This window comes from Methylomicrobium lacus (assembly GCF_041897535.1).
Classification (GTDB): Bacteria; Pseudomonadota; Gammaproteobacteria; order Methylococcales; family Methylomonadaceae; genus Methylomicrobium; species Methylomicrobium lacus_A.
The window spans coordinates 3,778,980-3,794,680 of sequence record NZ_CP169217.1 but is presented as its reverse complement, the minus strand read 5'-3'; the positions used below and the strand labels follow the sequence as shown (position 1 = coordinate 3,794,680).

Annotated in this window: 18 protein-coding genes; 11 read left to right on the top strand and 7 right to left on the bottom strand. The window is 57.4% G+C overall.

Translation table 11 applies throughout. The features are described 5' to 3' along the window. Positions 1-41: 41 nt before the first annotated feature. A complete protein-coding gene (locus ACEPPP_RS17030) occupies positions 42-2,003 on the bottom strand; it encodes a PAS domain S-box protein (protein ID WP_374088559.1) in 1,962 nt (653 codons plus the stop codon). A gap of 254 nt (positions 2,004-2,257) precedes the next feature. Between ACEPPP_RS17030 and hisB the strand changes: the two genes are divergently transcribed. From hisB to tatC, 9 genes are all read left to right on the top strand, one after another. Further along, complete coding sequence (hisB, locus tag ACEPPP_RS17025) at positions 2,258-2,851, top strand: imidazoleglycerol-phosphate dehydratase HisB (RefSeq protein ID WP_374088558.1); 594 nt, start codon at positions 2,258-2,260, stop codon at positions 2,849-2,851. Positions 2,852-2,939: 88 nt separating this feature from the next. Beyond that, positions 2,940-3,575, top strand: a complete 636-nt coding sequence (gene hisH / locus ACEPPP_RS17020) for an imidazole glycerol phosphate synthase subunit HisH (protein WP_374088557.1) — start codon at positions 2,940-2,942, stop codon at positions 3,573-3,575. A gap of 60 nt (positions 3,576-3,635) precedes the next feature. Beyond that, on the top strand, positions 3,636-4,367 hold the full coding sequence (hisA, locus tag ACEPPP_RS17015; RefSeq protein WP_374088556.1) for a 1-(5-phosphoribosyl)-5-[(5-phosphoribosylamino)methylideneamino]imidazole-4-carboxamide isomerase: 732 nt from the start codon (positions 3,636-3,638) through the stop codon (positions 4,365-4,367). Positions 4,368-4,369: 2 nt separating this feature from the next. Further along, positions 4,370-5,146: an imidazole glycerol phosphate synthase subunit HisF gene (hisF, locus tag ACEPPP_RS17010; protein WP_374088555.1), complete on the top strand. Its 777-nt coding sequence runs from the start codon at positions 4,370-4,372 to the stop codon at positions 5,144-5,146. Next, positions 5,143-5,535 carry a phosphoribosyl-AMP cyclohydrolase gene (hisI, locus tag ACEPPP_RS17005; protein WP_374088554.1) on the top strand — a complete coding sequence of 131 codons (393 nt, stop codon included), beginning with the start codon at positions 5,143-5,145 and terminating at the stop codon, positions 5,533-5,535. Before hisF ends, hisI begins: the two co-directional genes overlap by 4 nt. Beyond that, a complete protein-coding gene (locus ACEPPP_RS17000; RefSeq protein WP_374088553.1) occupies positions 5,532-5,849 on the top strand; it encodes a phosphoribosyl-ATP diphosphatase in 318 nt (105 codons plus the stop codon). Before hisI ends, ACEPPP_RS17000 begins: the two co-directional genes overlap by 4 nt. Before the next feature lie 261 nt (positions 5,850-6,110). Continuing rightward, a complete protein-coding gene (gene tatA / locus ACEPPP_RS16995) occupies positions 6,111-6,323 on the top strand; it encodes a twin-arginine translocase TatA/TatE family subunit (protein WP_374088552.1) in 213 nt (70 codons plus the stop codon). Between the two features lie 3 nt (positions 6,324-6,326). Then, positions 6,327-6,653, top strand: a complete 327-nt coding sequence (gene tatB, locus ACEPPP_RS16990) for a Sec-independent protein translocase protein TatB (protein ID WP_374088551.1) — start codon at positions 6,327-6,329, stop codon at positions 6,651-6,653. Beyond that, a complete protein-coding gene (gene tatC, locus ACEPPP_RS16985) occupies positions 6,640-7,407 on the top strand; it encodes a twin-arginine translocase subunit TatC (RefSeq protein ID WP_374088550.1) in 768 nt (255 codons plus the stop codon). Before tatB ends, tatC begins: the two co-directional genes overlap by 14 nt. Before the next feature lie 30 nt (positions 7,408-7,437). Here tatC and ACEPPP_RS16980 read toward each other — a convergent pair whose 3' ends face one another. Continuing rightward, complete coding sequence (locus ACEPPP_RS16980; RefSeq protein WP_374088549.1) at positions 7,438-7,809, bottom strand: winged helix-turn-helix transcriptional regulator; 372 nt, start codon at positions 7,807-7,809, stop codon at positions 7,438-7,440. Positions 7,810-7,922: 113 nt separating this feature from the next. On the opposite strand from ACEPPP_RS16980, the gene ACEPPP_RS16975 reads away from it, so the two are divergent. Next, positions 7,923-8,642, top strand: a complete 720-nt coding sequence (locus ACEPPP_RS16975) for a glutathione S-transferase family protein (RefSeq protein ID WP_374088548.1) — start codon at positions 7,923-7,925, stop codon at positions 8,640-8,642. A gap of 20 nt (positions 8,643-8,662) precedes the next feature. On the opposite strand, the gene ACEPPP_RS16970 is transcribed toward ACEPPP_RS16975, so the two are convergent. The 3 genes from ACEPPP_RS16970 to ACEPPP_RS16960 all read right to left on the bottom strand — a co-directional run bounded on the left by ACEPPP_RS16970 (position 8,663) and on the right by ACEPPP_RS16960 (position 10,713). Then, the gene (locus ACEPPP_RS16970) at positions 8,663-9,001 is read right to left on the bottom strand and encodes a DUF2956 domain-containing protein (RefSeq protein ID WP_374088547.1); all 339 of its coding nucleotides are present in this window, start codon (positions 8,999-9,001) and stop codon (positions 8,663-8,665) included. A gap of 88 nt (positions 9,002-9,089) precedes the next feature. Further along, positions 9,090-9,674 (bottom strand): class I SAM-dependent methyltransferase, encoded by a 585-nt coding sequence (locus tag ACEPPP_RS16965; protein ID WP_374088546.1) that lies wholly within the window; start codon positions 9,672-9,674, stop codon positions 9,090-9,092. After that, positions 9,646-10,713: an NAD(P)/FAD-dependent oxidoreductase gene (locus ACEPPP_RS16960; RefSeq protein ID WP_374088545.1), complete on the bottom strand. Its 1,068-nt coding sequence runs from the start codon at positions 10,711-10,713 to the stop codon at positions 9,646-9,648. The genes ACEPPP_RS16965 and ACEPPP_RS16960 overlap by 29 nt, the downstream gene beginning before the upstream one ends. Positions 10,714-10,954: 241 nt before the next feature. On the opposite strand from ACEPPP_RS16960, the gene ACEPPP_RS16955 reads away from it, so the two are divergent. Next, positions 10,955-11,941: a MerR family transcriptional regulator gene (locus ACEPPP_RS16955; protein WP_374088544.1), complete on the top strand. Its 987-nt coding sequence runs from the start codon at positions 10,955-10,957 to the stop codon at positions 11,939-11,941. A 60-nt stretch (positions 11,942-12,001) separates the two neighbouring features. Here ACEPPP_RS16955 and ftsH read toward each other — a convergent pair whose 3' ends face one another. Together ftsH and ACEPPP_RS16945 are read right to left on the bottom strand one after the other, a co-directional pair. After that, positions 12,002-13,909 (bottom strand): ATP-dependent zinc metalloprotease FtsH, encoded by a 1,908-nt coding sequence (gene ftsH / locus ACEPPP_RS16950; RefSeq protein ID WP_374088543.1) that lies wholly within the window; start codon positions 13,907-13,909, stop codon positions 12,002-12,004. A gap of 118 nt (positions 13,910-14,027) precedes the next feature. After that, positions 14,028-15,404 carry an RNA polymerase sigma factor RpoD/SigA gene (locus tag ACEPPP_RS16945; protein ID WP_374088542.1) on the bottom strand — a complete coding sequence of 459 codons (1,377 nt, stop codon included), beginning with the start codon at positions 15,402-15,404 and terminating at the stop codon, positions 14,028-14,030. Positions 15,405-15,701 lie beyond the last annotated feature (297 nt).

The following is a 15,701-nucleotide window of genomic DNA, read 5'->3' as shown; positions in this document are numbered from 1 at the left end:
GTCCAGACAGCCCTCATCAGACGTGGTTTCCATCGGAATCGTCATAAACATTTAAAAACCATCAACGTAATATCATCACTGAACGAATCGGTCCGGCAAAACTGTTTCAAACGCTCCAGGCAGACATTGATCAGCGTATCCGGGGTCTCCCGGCAATACTCGCTCAGCAGACTTTCCACCCGGTCGATGCCGAAAAAATCGCCTTGCCCTCCTTCCGCCTCGATCAAGCCATCGGTATAAAACAGAATCAGGTCGCCGTGCTCTATCGGCAGCGATTTTTCTTCGAAATAGACCTGTTGATTGACGCCCACGATCAAGCCGTCCGCATCCAGCCGCAGACAGGCGTTTTGACGCGGCTTATATAATAAAGGCGGCGGGTGACCGGCATTGGCATAGCGGATAAGCCGGTTGTCGATATCGTATTGCAGATAAAACAGGGTGATGAAAAAATCCGACTTGTCGAGGTCTTCAAACAGAAAACGGTTCAACTGATCGAGTTTGACGGCCGGCGACTCGACGCCGGCGGCATTTGCACGAATCGCACTGCGCGTTTCGACCATGAACAGCGCAGGACCGATAGAATGCCCCGACACGTCCGCGATCACCATGTCCAGATGGCGATCGCCGCGGCAGAAATAATCATAATAATCGCCGCCGACCTGATCGGCCGGCAAACAGCGGCCCAGCACCTCGAAATGCCGGTTTTTGATCGGCGTTGAAGGCGACAGCGTCGCCTGAATCTTGCGCGCAATATCGATTTCATTACGCGCGATCGCGAGTTTGACCTGCGCCTGGCGAATCTGCTGCTCGGCAGCCTTGCGCGCGCTGATGTCATGGATGAAACCGCTGAAGATGAAGACATTGCCTTCCTTCAAAGGCGAAATGCTGAGCTCGATCGGAAATTCCGCGCCGTCGCGCCGCAAGGCCGTCTGCTCGATCAGACGGTTCAGGATGCTGCCGTTGCCGCCGCGCAGGAAATTGTCGAGTCCCAGGCGGTGTGCCTTGCGGAAGCGTTCCGGGATGATCAGTTCATCGAGGCGCTGGCCGATGGCCTCATCGCGGCGCCAGCCGAAAATCTGTTCCGCCTGGCGATTCCAGTCGCGGATGATGCCGTAGGAATCCATGATCACGATCGCACTCAGCGAACTCTCGATGATCAGGCGGATGCGTTTTTCGCTTTCGATCAGCGCATCCTGAAATTGCTTCCTGACGGTAATGTCGCGATCGACCCCGCGCCATTTGAGCAGCTTTCCTGCCGCATCGGTGATCGGCAAACCGGTCGATTCCGTGACCACCAGATGGCCGTCCTTATGCTGGTAATGATTGATCAGGCTGTAGAACGGCTGCTGGCTGGCCGCGTAAAACTGTTGTTCGGCCTTGTCCTGCGCGGTCAAAAATTCGGTGTAATGCCTGCCGACGACCTGGTCAGGGCTATACCCCAGGATCTGCTTCACCGCGGTGCTGCAATAGATATAAAAGCCGCCGGGGTCCTGCTCCCACAGCCATTCGCCGGTCATCTCGGCCATTTGCCGAAAACGTTCCTCGCTTTCGACCAGCGCCGATTCGACATCCCGGCACACATTCACGCCCATGCCGGCGATGCCGGGAGCGTCCACGCCGTCGATTTCGGCGAGTTGTTTGCCGTTGAATTCCTGAATCAGCATCAGGATAGCGACCCGCTCCGGAACCTGCGTCAGCAACCGCGACAGCGACACCTGCGCCTTGATCATCCGGTTGGCCCGGGTCGCCACGCCGGCGATCACAGATTGATCGACACCGGTCTCGATCAGTTGCGTAAAAATTTGCCGCCAGGGCTGCTCCTCGCTTTCCGGACAGAGGCGATGGAAGGATTGATCCGCCAGTTCCTGCTCCTCGAAACCGAGCAATTCGGCCGCCGCCGCGTTGACATGCTTGATTCTCGGCGGCCAGGCGGCAACATCACCCGCACGGTCCCACTCGACGATCACGATCCTGGCTTTCGGAAATTCGTTAGGCTGCTGCAAGAGTCATATCTCCCAAGGCGGGCGGACATCTGTTTTCAAAGTTTCCCGAAATAACCTGTTGTTGACGAAGTGAAGGCTAAGCGTCAACATTATTTATAATCATATCATAGCCTATCGCTTGCAATGCCGGCCGACTGATGCCAGAATGCGGCAGTCCTGGCGGAAATTCGAGTTGCCGGCCAGCATCAGCAACTACTGCAAAAATACTTGAGTTCAGTGTAAAATGGCCCACTATGCCATCTCATAACCCAATCATGGAACCACGCACCGCAGCAGTCGAGCGTAACACGCTCGAAACGCAAATTAAGATCAGCCTGAATCTGGACGGCACCGGCAAATCCCGCTTCGTAACCGGCGTGCCGTTTCTCGATCACATGCTCGACCAGATCGCCCGCCACGGCTTGATCGACATGGATATCGAAGCCAATGGCGATCTCGAAATCGATGCGCATCACACGGTCGAGGACATCGGCATCACACTTGGTCAGGCCTTTGCGCAGGCGGTCGGCGACAAGAAAGGCATCGTCCGTTACGGCCATGCCTATGTGCCGCTCGATGAAGCCTTGTCTCGCGTCGCGCTCGATTTGTCCGGCCGTCCGGGGCTTTTCTATGACGTCAAATACCCGCGCGCGACGATCGGCCGCTTCGATGTCGATCTGTTCCGCGAATTTTTTCAGGGCTTCGTGAACCACGCCGGCGTGACCTTGCATATCGACAATTTGAAAGGCGTCAACGCGCACCATATCGCCGAAACGATTTTCAAGGCCTTGGGCCGCGCGCTCAGGATGGCCATTACGCCCGACCCGCGCATGGCCGGCATCATGCCATCCACCAAAGGCACGCTTTAATTCTTAGAACCCATTATCCTTGTTAAGTTTATTCGGCAATGCCCCTAAATCTTTTTCTTTTTTAGCCTGAGCCTTTCGCCTAAATCTTATGTCATCTGTCGCTGTTATCGATTACGGAATGGGTAATCTGCATTCCATCGTCAAGGCATTGCAGCATGCCGATTCCCGAACCGAAGTGATCTGCACCGCCGATGCCGAAGCCATTCTCGGCGCCGACCGGGTGGTGTTTCCGGGCGTCGGCGCGATTCGCGACTGCATGCGGGCCTTGCACGAAACCGGTCTGGCCGAGGTTATCCGCCAGGTCGCGGCCTCCAAACCGCTGCTCGGCGTTTGTCTCGGCATGCAGGCCTTGCTGACCGACAGCGAGGAAAACGGCGGCATCCAGGGCCTGAACCTGATCCCGGGACACGTCGTCCGCTTTGCCGACAAACTGACCGACGCCCAGGGCAATCAGCTCAAAATTCCGCACATGGGCTGGAATCAGGTGCATCAGACTGCACATTCCCTGTGGCAAGACATTCCGCAGGACAGCCGCTTTTATTTCGTGCACAGCTACTATGCGCGGCCCGACGACGCCAGAGCGACGGCCGCCACCAGCGCCTATCCGGACGACTTCGCCTGTGCGCTCGCCCAGGACAATATCTTTGCGGTGCAATTTCACCCCGAGAAAAGCCAGACCGCCGGTTTGCAGTTGCTGCGCAACTTTTTGCACTGGTCAATCTAATTGATTTTTTTGATCGTTGATCATCATGACTCTAAAAATTGCTGTTGAGGAAATCCGTGTATGTTGTTAATACCTGCAATTGATTTGAAAGAAGGCAAATGTGTCCGTTTGCGGCAGGGGCGCATGGAAGACGACACGGTGTTCTCCGAAGACCCGGTCGCGGTCGCGGGCCGCTGGGTCAATCTCGGCGCCAAGCGTCTGCATCTGGTCGATCTGGACGGCGCCTTCGCCGGCAAGCCGCGCAACGCGGAGGTGATCCATGCGATCGTCGAAGCCTTTCCGGACGTGCCGATTCAAATCGGCGGCGGCATCCGCGACGAGGAAACGATCCAGGCTTATTTCAATGCCGGCGTCGAATATGTGATCATCGGCACCAAGGCGGTCAACGCGCCGCATTTCGTCCGCGACATGGCGATCGAATACCCGCGCCGGATCATCGTCGGCCTCGACGCGAAGGACGGCAAGGTCGCGATCGACGGCTGGTCCAAGCTGTCGCGCCATGACGTAATCGATCTCGCGAAGCATTTCGAGGAAGACGGCGTCGAGGCGATCATTTATACCGACATTTCGCGCGACGGCATGATGCAGGGCGTGAACATCGAGGCGACATCACGCCTCGCGCGCGCGATCCGAATTCCGGTGATCGCCTCCGGCGGCATCACCAATATCGAAGACATCCGCGCGCTCGGCCAGATTGCCGGCGACGGCGTGATCGGCGCGATCACCGGCCGCGCGATCTACGAAGGCACGCTCGATTTCGCCGAAGCGCAAAAGCTGGCCGAGACGTTCTGATCATGAGTCTGGCCAAACGCATCATCCCCTGCCTCGATGTCGATAACGGCCGCGTGGTCAAGGGCGTCAAATTCGTCGACATCCGCGATGCCGGCGATCCGGTCGAAATCGCCCGGCGCTACGACCGCGAAGGCGCGGACGAAATCACCTTTCTCGACATCACCGCGACTCATGACGACCGCGCGACGATGGTGCACGTGGTCGAACAGGTCGCGGGCGAAGTCTTCATTCCGTTGACGGTCGGCGGCGGCATCCGCACCTTGAACGATATCCGCACCATGCTGAACGCCGGCGCGGACAAGGTCGGCATCAACAGCGCCGCGGTATCCAATCCCGAATTCGTGCGCGAGGCGGCCGAGCGTTTCGGCTCGCAATGCATCGTCGTCGCGATCGACGCGAAAAAGGTTTCCGCGCCCGGCGAGCCCGAGCGCTGGGAAATCTTCACCCACGGCGGCCGGAAATCGACCGGCATCGAGGCGATCGGCTGGGCCCGAAAAATGGTCGACTACGGCGCCGGCGAAATCCTGCTGACCAGCATGGACCGCGACGGCACCCGCGAAGGCTTCGATCTGAGATTGACGCGCGCGCTCAGCGAAGCGGTCGCGGTGCCGGTAATCGCCTCGGGCGGCGTCGGCAATCTGGACCATCTGGTCGACGGCGTCATCGAAGGCAAGGCCGACGCGGTGCTCGCGGCCAGCATCTTCCACTTCGGCGAATATACGATTCAACAGGCCAAGGAGCACATGGCCAAGCACGGGATCGAGGTGCGGCTGACATGAGCGAAGCCTGGCTCGACGCCATTCGCTGGACCTCAGAAGGCCTGATTCCGGTGATCGCCCAACAGGCGGACAGCGGCAAGATTCTGATGTTCGCCTGGATGAACCGCGAGTCTTTGCGGTTGACCGCCGCCGAAGGCTATGCGGTGTACTGGTCCAGGTCGCGCAATAAACTCTGGCGCAAGGGCGAGGAATCCGGCCACCGGCAAAAGGTGCTCGGCATCTATCTCGATTGCGACGAAGACGTGATCCTGATCAAAATTGAACAGCAAGGCGGCATTGCCTGTCATACTGGACGCGAGAGCTGTTTTTACCGGCAATTGCAGGGCGAGCAATGGCAGACCGTCGAGCCGGTGCTGAAAGACCCTGAAGCGATATATCGAAAATCATGAGCGACGTATTACAACAACTGGCGGACGTGCTGGAACAGCGCAAGCAACAAACGGCGGACAAATCCTATGTCGCGAGCCTTTATGCGAAAGGCCTGGACACGATCCTGAAAAAGATCGGCGAGGAAGCGACCGAAACGGTGATCGCGGCGAAGGGCGGCGACAAGCAGCAGATCATCTATGAAACGGCCGATTTATGGTTTCATTGCATGGTGCTGTTGGCGCAACAAGGCCTCGGCCCCGACGATGTATTGAACGAATTGCAGCGCCGCTTCGGCTTGTCCGGCATCGAAGAAAAGGCGCAGCGGCAAAAATAGCTCATCGCTCTTACGCTCAGTGTTATACATAAATATCGTCATACCCGCCGGGATACCCAAAGGGCGCAAGAGCGGGTATCCAGGCCAGTGATGGTAAGCTCTAAAACGTCCCTGTAGCCTGGATTCCGGCAATCCCTACCGGAATGACGGACTTGTATAACGATGATCGCTCTTGCAAAGGAACGCAATCCACATCACCCCGTCGGGGCGACAGCCACAACCCCAGCATAAGCCCCCAAACTTCAACAAGAGGTAAAATCCATGGGCATCAGTCTCTCCGAATTAATAGTGTTACTGCTGATCGTGGTGGTGCTGTTCGGCACCAAACGATTACGCACGGTCGGCTCCGACCTCGGCGCCGCGATCAAGGGCTTCCGCAACGCGGTCAAGGATCAGGACGGTCCAGAACAGGTCGCCGAGGATAAAAAACCGATCGAAGGCGAAACGCTGTCCAAGCATCACGAAAAAACCTAAGCGATGTTTGAAATAGGCTTCTCCGAAATCATGATGGTCGCGCTGGTCAGCCTGCTGGTGATAGGTCCCGAGCGGCTCCCCAAGGTCGCCCGCATCGCGGGCTACTGGATCGGCAAGACGCGGCGCATGATCGCCGACGCGAAGGCCGAAATCAGCGCCGAGCTGCATGCCGAGGAACTGCGTCAGGCCTTCGAGCATCAGGACGACCTGAAGCAACTGCAAGACCTGATCGATGAAACCCGGAATGCCGGGAATTCGCTTCAATCCTCGCTCGAACAGCTGACGCAAGACGGACTCACCCAAGACAAAGCCCCGCATGAAGAAAAATAACCCGAACGACGCCCCGGAATTGCCCTTCCTGAGCCATCTGATCGAACTGCGCGACCGCCTGTTGCGTTCGGTCGTCTGCGTGCTGCTGGTCTTCATGGCGCTCGCCTATTACGCGAACGATATTTATGCGCTCTTGGCCGGCCCCCTGATGAAGCACATGCCCGCGAACAGCAGCATGATCGCGATCGAGGTCGCCTCGCCGTTTTTCACGCCGTTCAAGCTGGCACTGGTCGTTTCGATCTTCATTTCGATCCCGTTTCTCTTGTACCAATTCTGGGCCTTCGTCGCTCCGGGGCTGTACCAGCACGAGCGGCGCTTCATCCTGCCGTTGCTGTTCGCCAGCACCCTGCTCTTCTTTCTCGGCGTCGCCTTCGCGTATTTCGTGGTGTTTCCGCTGATGTTCAAGTTCCTGACCGCCGCCGCTCCGGTCGGCGTGACCGTGATGACCGACATCAGCCACTATCTGGACTTCGTGCTGACCCTGTTCTTCGCGTTCGGCATTTGTTTCGAGGTGCCGATTTTCACGATCGTGCTGGTCTGGACCGGTCTCGTAACCCCGCAGGCGCTCGCCGAACAGCGTCCCTATGTGATCGTCGGCGCCTTCATCGTCGGCATGGTGCTGACCCCGCCCGACGCGATCTCTCAGACCCTGTTGGCGGTGCCGATGTGGCTGCTGTTTGAAGCCGGTTTGCTGTGCTCACGTCTGTTTGTGCGCGCAGACGCCGACTCGGGCAAGGAATTGACACCCTCCTAAACCGAACGCGTTGCGTTCACTCTCTCCAATTTACATCTCCGCCGGCCGGATGTAGCGCGGAAACACCTTCGTACCGGGTACATGCTTATCCGCCCAGGCGGCCATCGCTTCGAGCACCGGTATCAGATCCCTGCCCTTTTCGGTCAATTCATATTGATAACGCAGCGGTTTGCGACAATAAGGCGTTTTCGTCACGGTGCCGCCTAGCTCCAGCCTTTTCAGACGCTCCGCCAGAATGTTGGTGGGAATCGCCTCGGCGGATTCGCTGAACTCGCCGAAACGCGATTTGCCCAGCACCAGATCGCGCACCACCAACAATGTCCATTTATCGCCAAACACGTCCAGCACATTCGCGACAGGGCAGCAGGAGCGTTCAAATTGCGTTTGATCTAAATCACTCATTTTTCAATCCGGTTATGTCTCGGTAGTCACTTGCATTTTACAAGGTACAGGACTAGCATAGTGACTTGCAATTTAAAACCAACTATAACACAGGCACATACCGGAGAAAAAAAATGATCACACTCTATCAATTCGCCCGCACCTGGGGGCTGCCGAACCTGAGCCAGTTCTGCGTCAAACTCGAAACCTACTTGCGCATGCACGAGATTCCTTACCAGATCGTCGAAACCTTGCCGCTGAAGGCGCCCAGGGGCAAGTTGCCGTTTATCGATGACGAGGGCCTGAGAATCGCCGATTCCCGCCTGATTTTGCATCATTTACAGTCGAAATACGGCCAGGGTGAAGACGCGCACATCTCACCCGAACAACAGGCGACCGCCAAATCATTTCAGCGCCTGCTGGAAGAACATCTGTATTGGATCAGCATGGTGACACGCTGGGATTATGGCGAAAGCAACTGGCAAGCCAACAAACAGGCGATTTTCGGCGTGCTGCCGCCGATAGCCCGCGATGTGGCCGCAGCGATTTATCGGAAACGAATCAAGAAGCAGATTTTAGGACACGGCATCGGCCGCCTGAGCGATCCGGAAAAGTTCGCGCTCGGCAGCGAGGATATCGACAGTCTGGCGGATTTTCTTGGCGACAAACCCTATTTCATGGGCGCTCAACCAACCAGCCTGGACACCAGCGCCTATGGCATTCTGGTCAATATCGTCGGCAGTCCGATCGAGTCGCCGCTGAAAGATCATGCGAGGAGCAGGCAAAACCTGTATGACTACTGCCGCCGCATGCAGGCCGAGTTTTTCCCGGAACTGCCCTGGCCCGCCGATTGAGAACGGTCGGCGGAGACAGTTCAACGCATCAGCCAGTCAACCCCGATACCCAGCCAGGTCAAGCCCAGCAGCAGCCAAGGCAACCAATGCTGGCGATAAACGATCACCGCTTCGACCGGCGGCTCGTTCGTCTCGGCCGATGGCTCGGTGGGCCGCGAGGCTTTCTTCAGCCGCTTGCTCAGTTCCCTGGCTTTTTCTTTTTGCTGTTTCTTGTACTGGTCGATACCTTTTTGAATGCCCTGGGCGATCAGCTTGGTCTGCTCTTTGGTCTGCGCCGGACGCTGCGTGGCCTTCGCGATTTTGAGCGCTTCTTCCTGCGTTTGCGGCGACGGTTTTTGATAATTCGGTTTATTGGCCATGAGGGTATCGAGAGTCGGATAGGGTCAACGCTTTCCTTGCGCATCAAAAGTGGTGATCATACTGCAAAAAATCGGCGCCCGGAAAAATTCATTCCGAACGCTTCCGGGTCACCGCGAACAGCCGGGGAGCGGCCTCATCGTTCGCTTTGGCATCGATCCGCTCGACCCTGAAGCGTTCACAGTCCAGATGTTTACACCAGCGCCCGACCCGGTCGGTCTCGTGCGCGCCGCCGGGATGGCCGGGATAGGCCACGATCGTGATGATGCCGCCCGACCCCAGCAATCGGCTCGCCGCCGAAAGCGCGGCCAGCGTCGAATCGGTCCGGGTCGTCACGGCTTTATCGCCTCCGGGCAGGTAACCGAGATTGAACATCACCGCACCGATCGCGCCGTGATCCGTCTTGGGGATCCGTTCGAGCATGCGGGCATGGCTGTCGTTAATGAGCGTCAGGCAAGCCTGCAGCGCGGATTCGTTGATTTTGGCTGCGGCGGACGCCAGCGCGGCGCGCTGGATGTCAAATCCGTAGACCCTGCCGCGCGGCGCGACCTGCCGCAGCAGAAACAGCGTGTCATGGCCGTTGCCGACCGTCGCGTCGACCGCGCTGGCCCCCGGACGCAGACGCGCGCGGATCAGTTCATGGGCCTTAGCCACCAGGGAAATGCGTTCTTTCATGGCGCTTAATGTCACAGGAGGACGGTAAGGCCTCGCCGTTGCCTAAATAGTCGGCAAAGCGGCGGCCATACCCGGGGATCATCACGCTGCCTTTCGCGCCGAAGCCGTTGAAGATATGGAGCTGCGGCAGCTTGGGATGCGCGCCGATGAAGGGCTGCCGGTCCTCCGTGCAGGGGCGGACGCCGGCCTCCTGCGCGATCAGTTTGGCCTCCTTCAGGCCCGGAAAGATGCGTTCGCCCGCCTGGAGCAGTTCCGCTTTGGCCTGCCCGGTAATTTGACCGTCGATGTTTTCGCGGTCGAAGGTCGCGCCCAGGCGAACCCGATTACCGCCGAGAGACAGGAGCCAATGGCCGTCATTGAATAAGCGGTCGGGTATCGGCAAGGCGTGTTCCAACGTCAAGATCTCGCCTTTCGCCGGCCGCAGCGGCAGCCATGAGAACCAGGGATTTTCGCGCGCGCGAAAGCCTTCGCAAAAAATGATCCGGCGGGGGCGAAATTCCTGCCATTGCAAAACCGGATCGAAACGCAGATCGCGATAATCAAAATGCGCCTGCCGGTAGGACGAATGGGCGCGCAAATATTCCAGCAGGCAGGACAATAACGGCCGCGTCAGCAGATAACCGGTCTGTTTTTGTTCCAGACAGCCCAAGACAGCGTCCCGCTTCCAAGGCTGGGCAATGCCGCCCAGATAGTCCCGATAAGCGTCATCGTCCAAGCGTTTCCGGCATTGAGCGACGTCCTGCTCGCGGCGCAACAGACGCCACATCGGTTTTTCGACATAAAACGGGCGCTTGAACGCTTCCGCCCAAGCCGCGTAACACGCCTTGGCGGCCGGCAACAGCTGCTCGATCTCGGCGGTCTTGACGAAGCGCAGGCCGGTGACCGGATTGATCAATCCGGCCGCGACCTGCGACGCATTCATTTCGCCGGGGTCTATCACGACGACACACGAGCCGCGCCGAAGCAGCTCCGATGCCAGTAAAGCGCCGGCCAGACCGAAGCCGACAATCAAGAAATCGATGGGTTTTGTTTCCGCCAAGACCTTACCCGCTGTGTTGAAACGGCTGCCATTATACCGCCGTTCCGGCTGCTTGCTCCGGGTACAATCCCGTCTATGTTTTGTACAAGTCATGGTATAATGAAATCATTGGCCGGGCCGTTGTCTCATTGGCTTTCAATGACTTGCGACGTATTTAATGATCGAGAATGCTATCGCACAGCCTGATCGGCCCCGGTTTCCACCCCAATGCTGGGCTTTCTTCGCAGACAAACAGGCGGCTATGACGGATATTAAGGACAATTCGGAGCATTACTTGATCAGCACCGTCTCGAAACGATCCGGGGTCAAAGCCGAACTGGTCCGGGCCTGGGAGCGCCGTTATCAGGCGGTCGCGCCGACCCGAACCGCGGGCGGGCACCGCGTCTATACCGACCTGGATATTGCCCGGCTGAAGCTATTGAATCAAGCGACCCGCGATGGCCACAGCATCAGCCGCATTGCGCGCTATTCGCTGGACGAACTGAGAAAACTGCTGCAAGCCGAAGAAGCCTTCGCGCCGGCAAATCACCCTCTCCCGCCGTCCGGCAGCGACAGCAAAGCGCTTGCGGAAGCTTACGTCCGCAAATGCTATGCGGAAGTCACCGCCTTCGACGCTCGAACGCTGGAATCGCTGTTCGAGAACGCGATCGTCGAACTCGGCATCCAGAACTTTATCGAAGATTTGCTCGATCCCTTGCTGATCCTGATCGGCGAACGCTGGAAATCCGGCGAACTGCGGCCGGTCCATGAACACATGGCATCGTCCATCATCCGCTCCCTGACCTATATCCTGCGCAACAATACGCCCTGCTCTCCTGCGGCGCCCCGAATGGTCGTCACGACGCCGCTCGGCCAATTGCACGAACTGGGCGCGCTGCTGGCCGCGATCATCGCCGAACTGAAAGGCTGGAAAGTCACCTATTTGGGCCCGAATCTGCCGGCCGAAGAAATCGCGGCTGCGGTCAAATTCACCGATGCGGCGGCGGTCACGATCAGCATCAGCTTCAGCACCGACGATCACGTGGTGCAAAAAGAACTCAGAAGACTGCGTAAACTGCTCGGCTACGAAATTGCCATGATTGTCGGGGGACGCGCCGCCCCCTATTACGAAACGGTGCTGAACGAAGTCGGCGTGGTCAAAATTGCAAGCCTTGCGCATTTCCGGCGCTATCTTGACGAAGTGGCGCAGCAGAAAGACAAAATTCCCGTCCAGGAGACAGCAGTTTAGCATCCTAAAAATCCGGGGCAAAAAAAAGGGGGTGATGATCACCCCCATAATGAGCGCACCTCAAACCTGTCCGACCGGCTTATTAGGCTTATTGATATTGACGGCCTTATCCTCGCCTTTGTCCGGCTTTTGCAAGTCAGCTCGTCCGGTCGTATCGCTATCGTCCATCGGCGGACGCGGATCGCGGCCGGCCATCAAGTCGTCGATTTGATTTTTGTCGATCGTTTCCCATTTCATCAGCGCATCGGCCATCTTGTGCAGGATTTCGATGTTGTCCTGCAACAGCTTTTCGGCGCGTTGGTAGTTGCGGTCGATCAGCACGCGGATTTCCTCGTCGATAAGATGAGCGACTTCGTTCGAAAACGATGAACCCGGCGACGCATACCCCATGAACGGCTGACCGCTTTCCTCGCCGTAGACCTGCGGCCCGAGCTTGTCCGAAAAGCCCCAGCGCTTGACCATGTTGCGCGCCAGTTCGGTTGCCCGTTCGATGTCGTTCGAGGCGCCGGTGGTAACGCGGTCGCCGCCGTAGATCATCAGTTCCGCGATGCGGCCGCCGAACAGGCTGGCGATCTGGCTTTCGAGCTTGCGCTTGCTGGCGCTGTACTGGTCGCGTTCGGGCAGGAACATCGTGACACCAAGCGCACGTCCCCGCGGCATGATGCTGACCTTATAGACCGTGTCATGGTCCGGCGACAACTGGCCGACGATGCAGTGCCCGGCTTCGTGATAGGCGGTCAGGCGCTTGTCTTCTTCGGTCATCACCATCGTATGCCGCTCGGCGCCCATCAGGATCTTGTCCTTGGCCTTCTCCAGATCGGCCATCGTGACTTCCTGCTTGTTCGCCCGCGCCGCGAACAGCGCCGCCTCGTTGATCAGATTGGCGAGATCCGCGCCCGAGAAGCCCGGCGTGCCGCGCGCGATGTATTTCAGTTCGACGTCGGCCGCGGCCGGCACCTTCTTGATGTGCACGTTCAGGATTTGCTCGCGGCCCTTCACGTCCGGCAGACCGACGTTGACCTGACGGTCGAAGCGGCCGGGACGCAACAGCGCCTTATCGAGCACGTCGGCGCGGTTGGTCGCCGCGATCACGATGACCCCTTCGTTGCCGTTGAAGCCGTCCATCTCGACCAGGAGCTGGTTCAGCGTCTGCTCGCGCTCCTCGTTGCCGCCCGAGAAACCGGCGCCGCCGCGTTGGCGGCCGACCGCGTCGATTTCGTCGATGAAGATGATGCAAGGCGCATGTTCCTTCGCCTGCGCGAACATGTCGCGCACCCGCGAGGCGCCGACGCCGACGAACATTTCGACGAAGTCGGAACCGGAGATCGTGAAGAACTTGACGCCCGCTTCGCCGGCGATCGCTCGGGCCAGCAGGGTCTTACCGGTGCCCGGAGGCCCGACCATCAGAATGCCGCGCGGAATCTGGCCGCCGAGTTTCTGGAATTTTTGCGGATCGGACAGGAAGTCGACCAGTTCGACGACCTCCTCCTTCGCTTCCTCGCAGCCCGCCACATCGGCAAAATGGATCGTGCGCTTGTCTTCTTCGAGCAGTTTGGCCTTGCTTTTGCCGAAACTGCCCGCACCGCCGGCCTGCTGGCGCCGCATATAGATCACCCAGACCGCAATCAACAGCAGCATCGGGAACCAGGATACGAATATCTGCATCAGGAACGACTGTTTCGGCGGCGCGACGGTGCGGATCTGCACGCCGGCGCCCAACAAATCGTCGATCATGTGCGGATCGTCCGGATTGATCGTTTCCAGATCCTGACCGTCATTCGTGCGTATCTTGACTTGATTGTCCATGATTTCGACGCGGGTGATCTGCTTCGCCTTGACCTTGGCGAGAAAATCCGAATAAGCGATGCTGTCCATCGCCGGCGGCGGCGCATTAAAGCGGTTAAAAACCAATAGCAAACCGGTGATCAGGATCGACCAGAGCAGCAGGTTGTATAGATTCATCTTCATTTTTATCTCTCCTGACCATGTAGCATTTTTAGGTTCTTCGTTGGCGATTTAAAAACCTATTATTTTAATCAATTAATTAGGTATGATCCTTGGTTTTTTCAAGACCAGCAAATACATTTTACAGAAAACTGCTTAAATGCTCGCCATAATGCCGCTTGATTTTGTTTAGCGCCCCGACTTCTATCTGCCTGACCCGCTCGCGCGTCAGATTCAATTCCAGGCCGATCTCCTTCAAAGTCAACTCCCGCTCGCTATCGACGCCAAAATGATCGCAGATGATTTTGGCCTCCCTGGGGTTCAGTATTTTAAGCGCCTGCCCAATCAGGCGCGCAAGATCGGACTGCGCCAGGATGCCGAAAGCGGAAGCGAAAATATCCTGTTCGAGAAAATCGATCGGTGCAAACGCCTCGTCATCGTCGTCCGATGAAGACTCGATAGGCACCGCGGTTTGGGAAATCGCGAGAATCGCGTCGATTTCAGCGGGCGACAGGCCGGTATGCTCGGCCAAATCCTGCAACGAGGGTTCCTTGCCGGTCCGCACCAGCAATTGCTCCCGGTCGCGAAAAAATTTGTTGATCGCGCCGACCTGCCCGCAAGGAATCCTGACCACCCGCTCGCTGCGGGACAATGCCCTGGAAATCGCCTGCCGTATCCAATAACCGGCATAGGTCGAAAATTTGAAGCCGAGCCGGTAATCGTAGCGGTCCGCCGCCTTCAACAACCCGGTCTGCCCCTCCTGAACCATATCTTCAAAATCCAGGAAACTGCCCTTGTATTGATTCGCAATGTACAGCACCAGACCCGAATTGGCGGTGACCAGTTGCTGACGGGATTCCAGCCAGGCGCGTTCTGCCGCAATCAACTCGGCAAGAGAGTAACGGCTGCCTTGCCCCGTGAAAAAAAAACCTAGCGGCCGGCCGAGATGTTGCCGATGCAATTGGAGAATTTGAGCAAAACCGTCGTTCTTATGCTTGGCTCCGCACTGAGTGATTCGCGCGATACGCTCGCGGACTTGGGCATTTTCCTGTTGCAGGTGCCTGCCGGCGTAACCATGCAGATCCACCAGCCGCGTCAGGTCGTTAAAAGTGAAAGGAAAGCATTGCAAGGCCGCCACCATGTCCTCAGCGTTCCGCTCTACCTCACCCGCCGCTTTCTCTACCGTGACGCGCTGATAGCACTGGCGGATGAGGGCCAAAGGCGACGCCAGCTCGGTGGACGATTTGGGCTCTTCCAGCGGGTCCGCGGCCTCTTTGTCAAGATGTTGTTCATGCTCTTGCAGCAGCCACAGCGGCGTCAATGAGGATTGGGCCAAGGCATTGACCAAATTCATCTTACAGGCTTTCAATCGCCTCGCGAGCGATAAATTCGGATCTTCCGCATCAATGCCGGCGCATTCCGCAAAGTCCGGCATTCGATCGAGCAATGCATTACTGCTTTCCGGGTCAATATCCTCCCGCGATACCGAAGGATATTTTTCTACTAACGTGACAGCCATTTGCCAGCCCTCCCCAAACGCCATTTGGAATAGTGATTTATGTATGCCAAAAAAGCGAAAATACAGCGTTTAACACAAAATAAAAGCCATCCCTTTTATTTTAACCGCAGCATCCCGAACAGGGGCTTTGTAAAAGGTTTTGAACAAACCTTTACAAGAATTAGTCAATATACTAGACAACGCAATGCGCAGTTCGTCGGATTTCCGTTCCAACCCATATGAGACAACGTCTTGATAAATTAGTTTATTTTAAGCCAGTCTCATCACTTGACGATCGATGACATCTGATCGCAATGT

Excerpts from the sequence above, each read along its gene's own strand:
- ACEPPP_RS16945 (WP_374088542.1), bottom strand. The coding sequence starts at position 15,404 with ATGGCTGTCACGTTAGTAGAAAAATATCCTTCGGTATCGCGGGAGGAT.
- ftsH (WP_374088543.1), bottom strand. The coding sequence starts at position 13,909 with ATGAAGATGAATCTATACAACCTGCTGCTCTGGTCGATCCTGATCACC.
- ACEPPP_RS17000 (WP_374088553.1), top strand. The coding sequence starts at position 5,532 with ATGAGCGACGTATTACAACAACTGGCGGACGTGCTGGAACAGCGCAAG.
- hisB (WP_374088558.1), top strand. The coding sequence starts at position 2,258 with ATGGAACCACGCACCGCAGCAGTCGAGCGTAACACGCTCGAAACGCAA.
- hisH (WP_374088557.1), top strand. The coding sequence starts at position 2,940 with ATGTCATCTGTCGCTGTTATCGATTACGGAATGGGTAATCTGCATTCC.
- tatA (WP_374088552.1), top strand. The coding sequence starts at position 6,111 with ATGGGCATCAGTCTCTCCGAATTAATAGTGTTACTGCTGATCGTGGTG.
- ACEPPP_RS16965 (WP_374088546.1), bottom strand. The coding sequence starts at position 9,674 with ATGAAAGAACGCATTTCCCTGGTGGCTAAGGCCCATGAACTGATCCGC.
- ACEPPP_RS16980 (WP_374088549.1), bottom strand. The coding sequence starts at position 7,809 with ATGAGTGATTTAGATCAAACGCAATTTGAACGCTCCTGCTGCCCTGTC.
- hisA (WP_374088556.1), top strand. The coding sequence starts at position 3,636 with ATGTTGTTAATACCTGCAATTGATTTGAAAGAAGGCAAATGTGTCCGT.
- hisF (WP_374088555.1), top strand. The coding sequence starts at position 4,370 with ATGAGTCTGGCCAAACGCATCATCCCCTGCCTCGATGTCGATAACGGC.
- ACEPPP_RS16975 (WP_374088548.1), top strand. The coding sequence starts at position 7,923 with ATGATCACACTCTATCAATTCGCCCGCACCTGGGGGCTGCCGAACCTG.
- tatB (WP_374088551.1), top strand. The coding sequence starts at position 6,327 with ATGTTTGAAATAGGCTTCTCCGAAATCATGATGGTCGCGCTGGTCAGC.
- ACEPPP_RS16970 (WP_374088547.1), bottom strand. The coding sequence starts at position 9,001 with ATGGCCAATAAACCGAATTATCAAAAACCGTCGCCGCAAACGCAGGAA.
- tatC (WP_374088550.1), top strand. The coding sequence starts at position 6,640 with ATGAAGAAAAATAACCCGAACGACGCCCCGGAATTGCCCTTCCTGAGC.
- hisI (WP_374088554.1), top strand. The coding sequence starts at position 5,143 with ATGAGCGAAGCCTGGCTCGACGCCATTCGCTGGACCTCAGAAGGCCTG.
- ACEPPP_RS16955 (WP_374088544.1), top strand. The coding sequence starts at position 10,955 with ATGACGGATATTAAGGACAATTCGGAGCATTACTTGATCAGCACCGTC.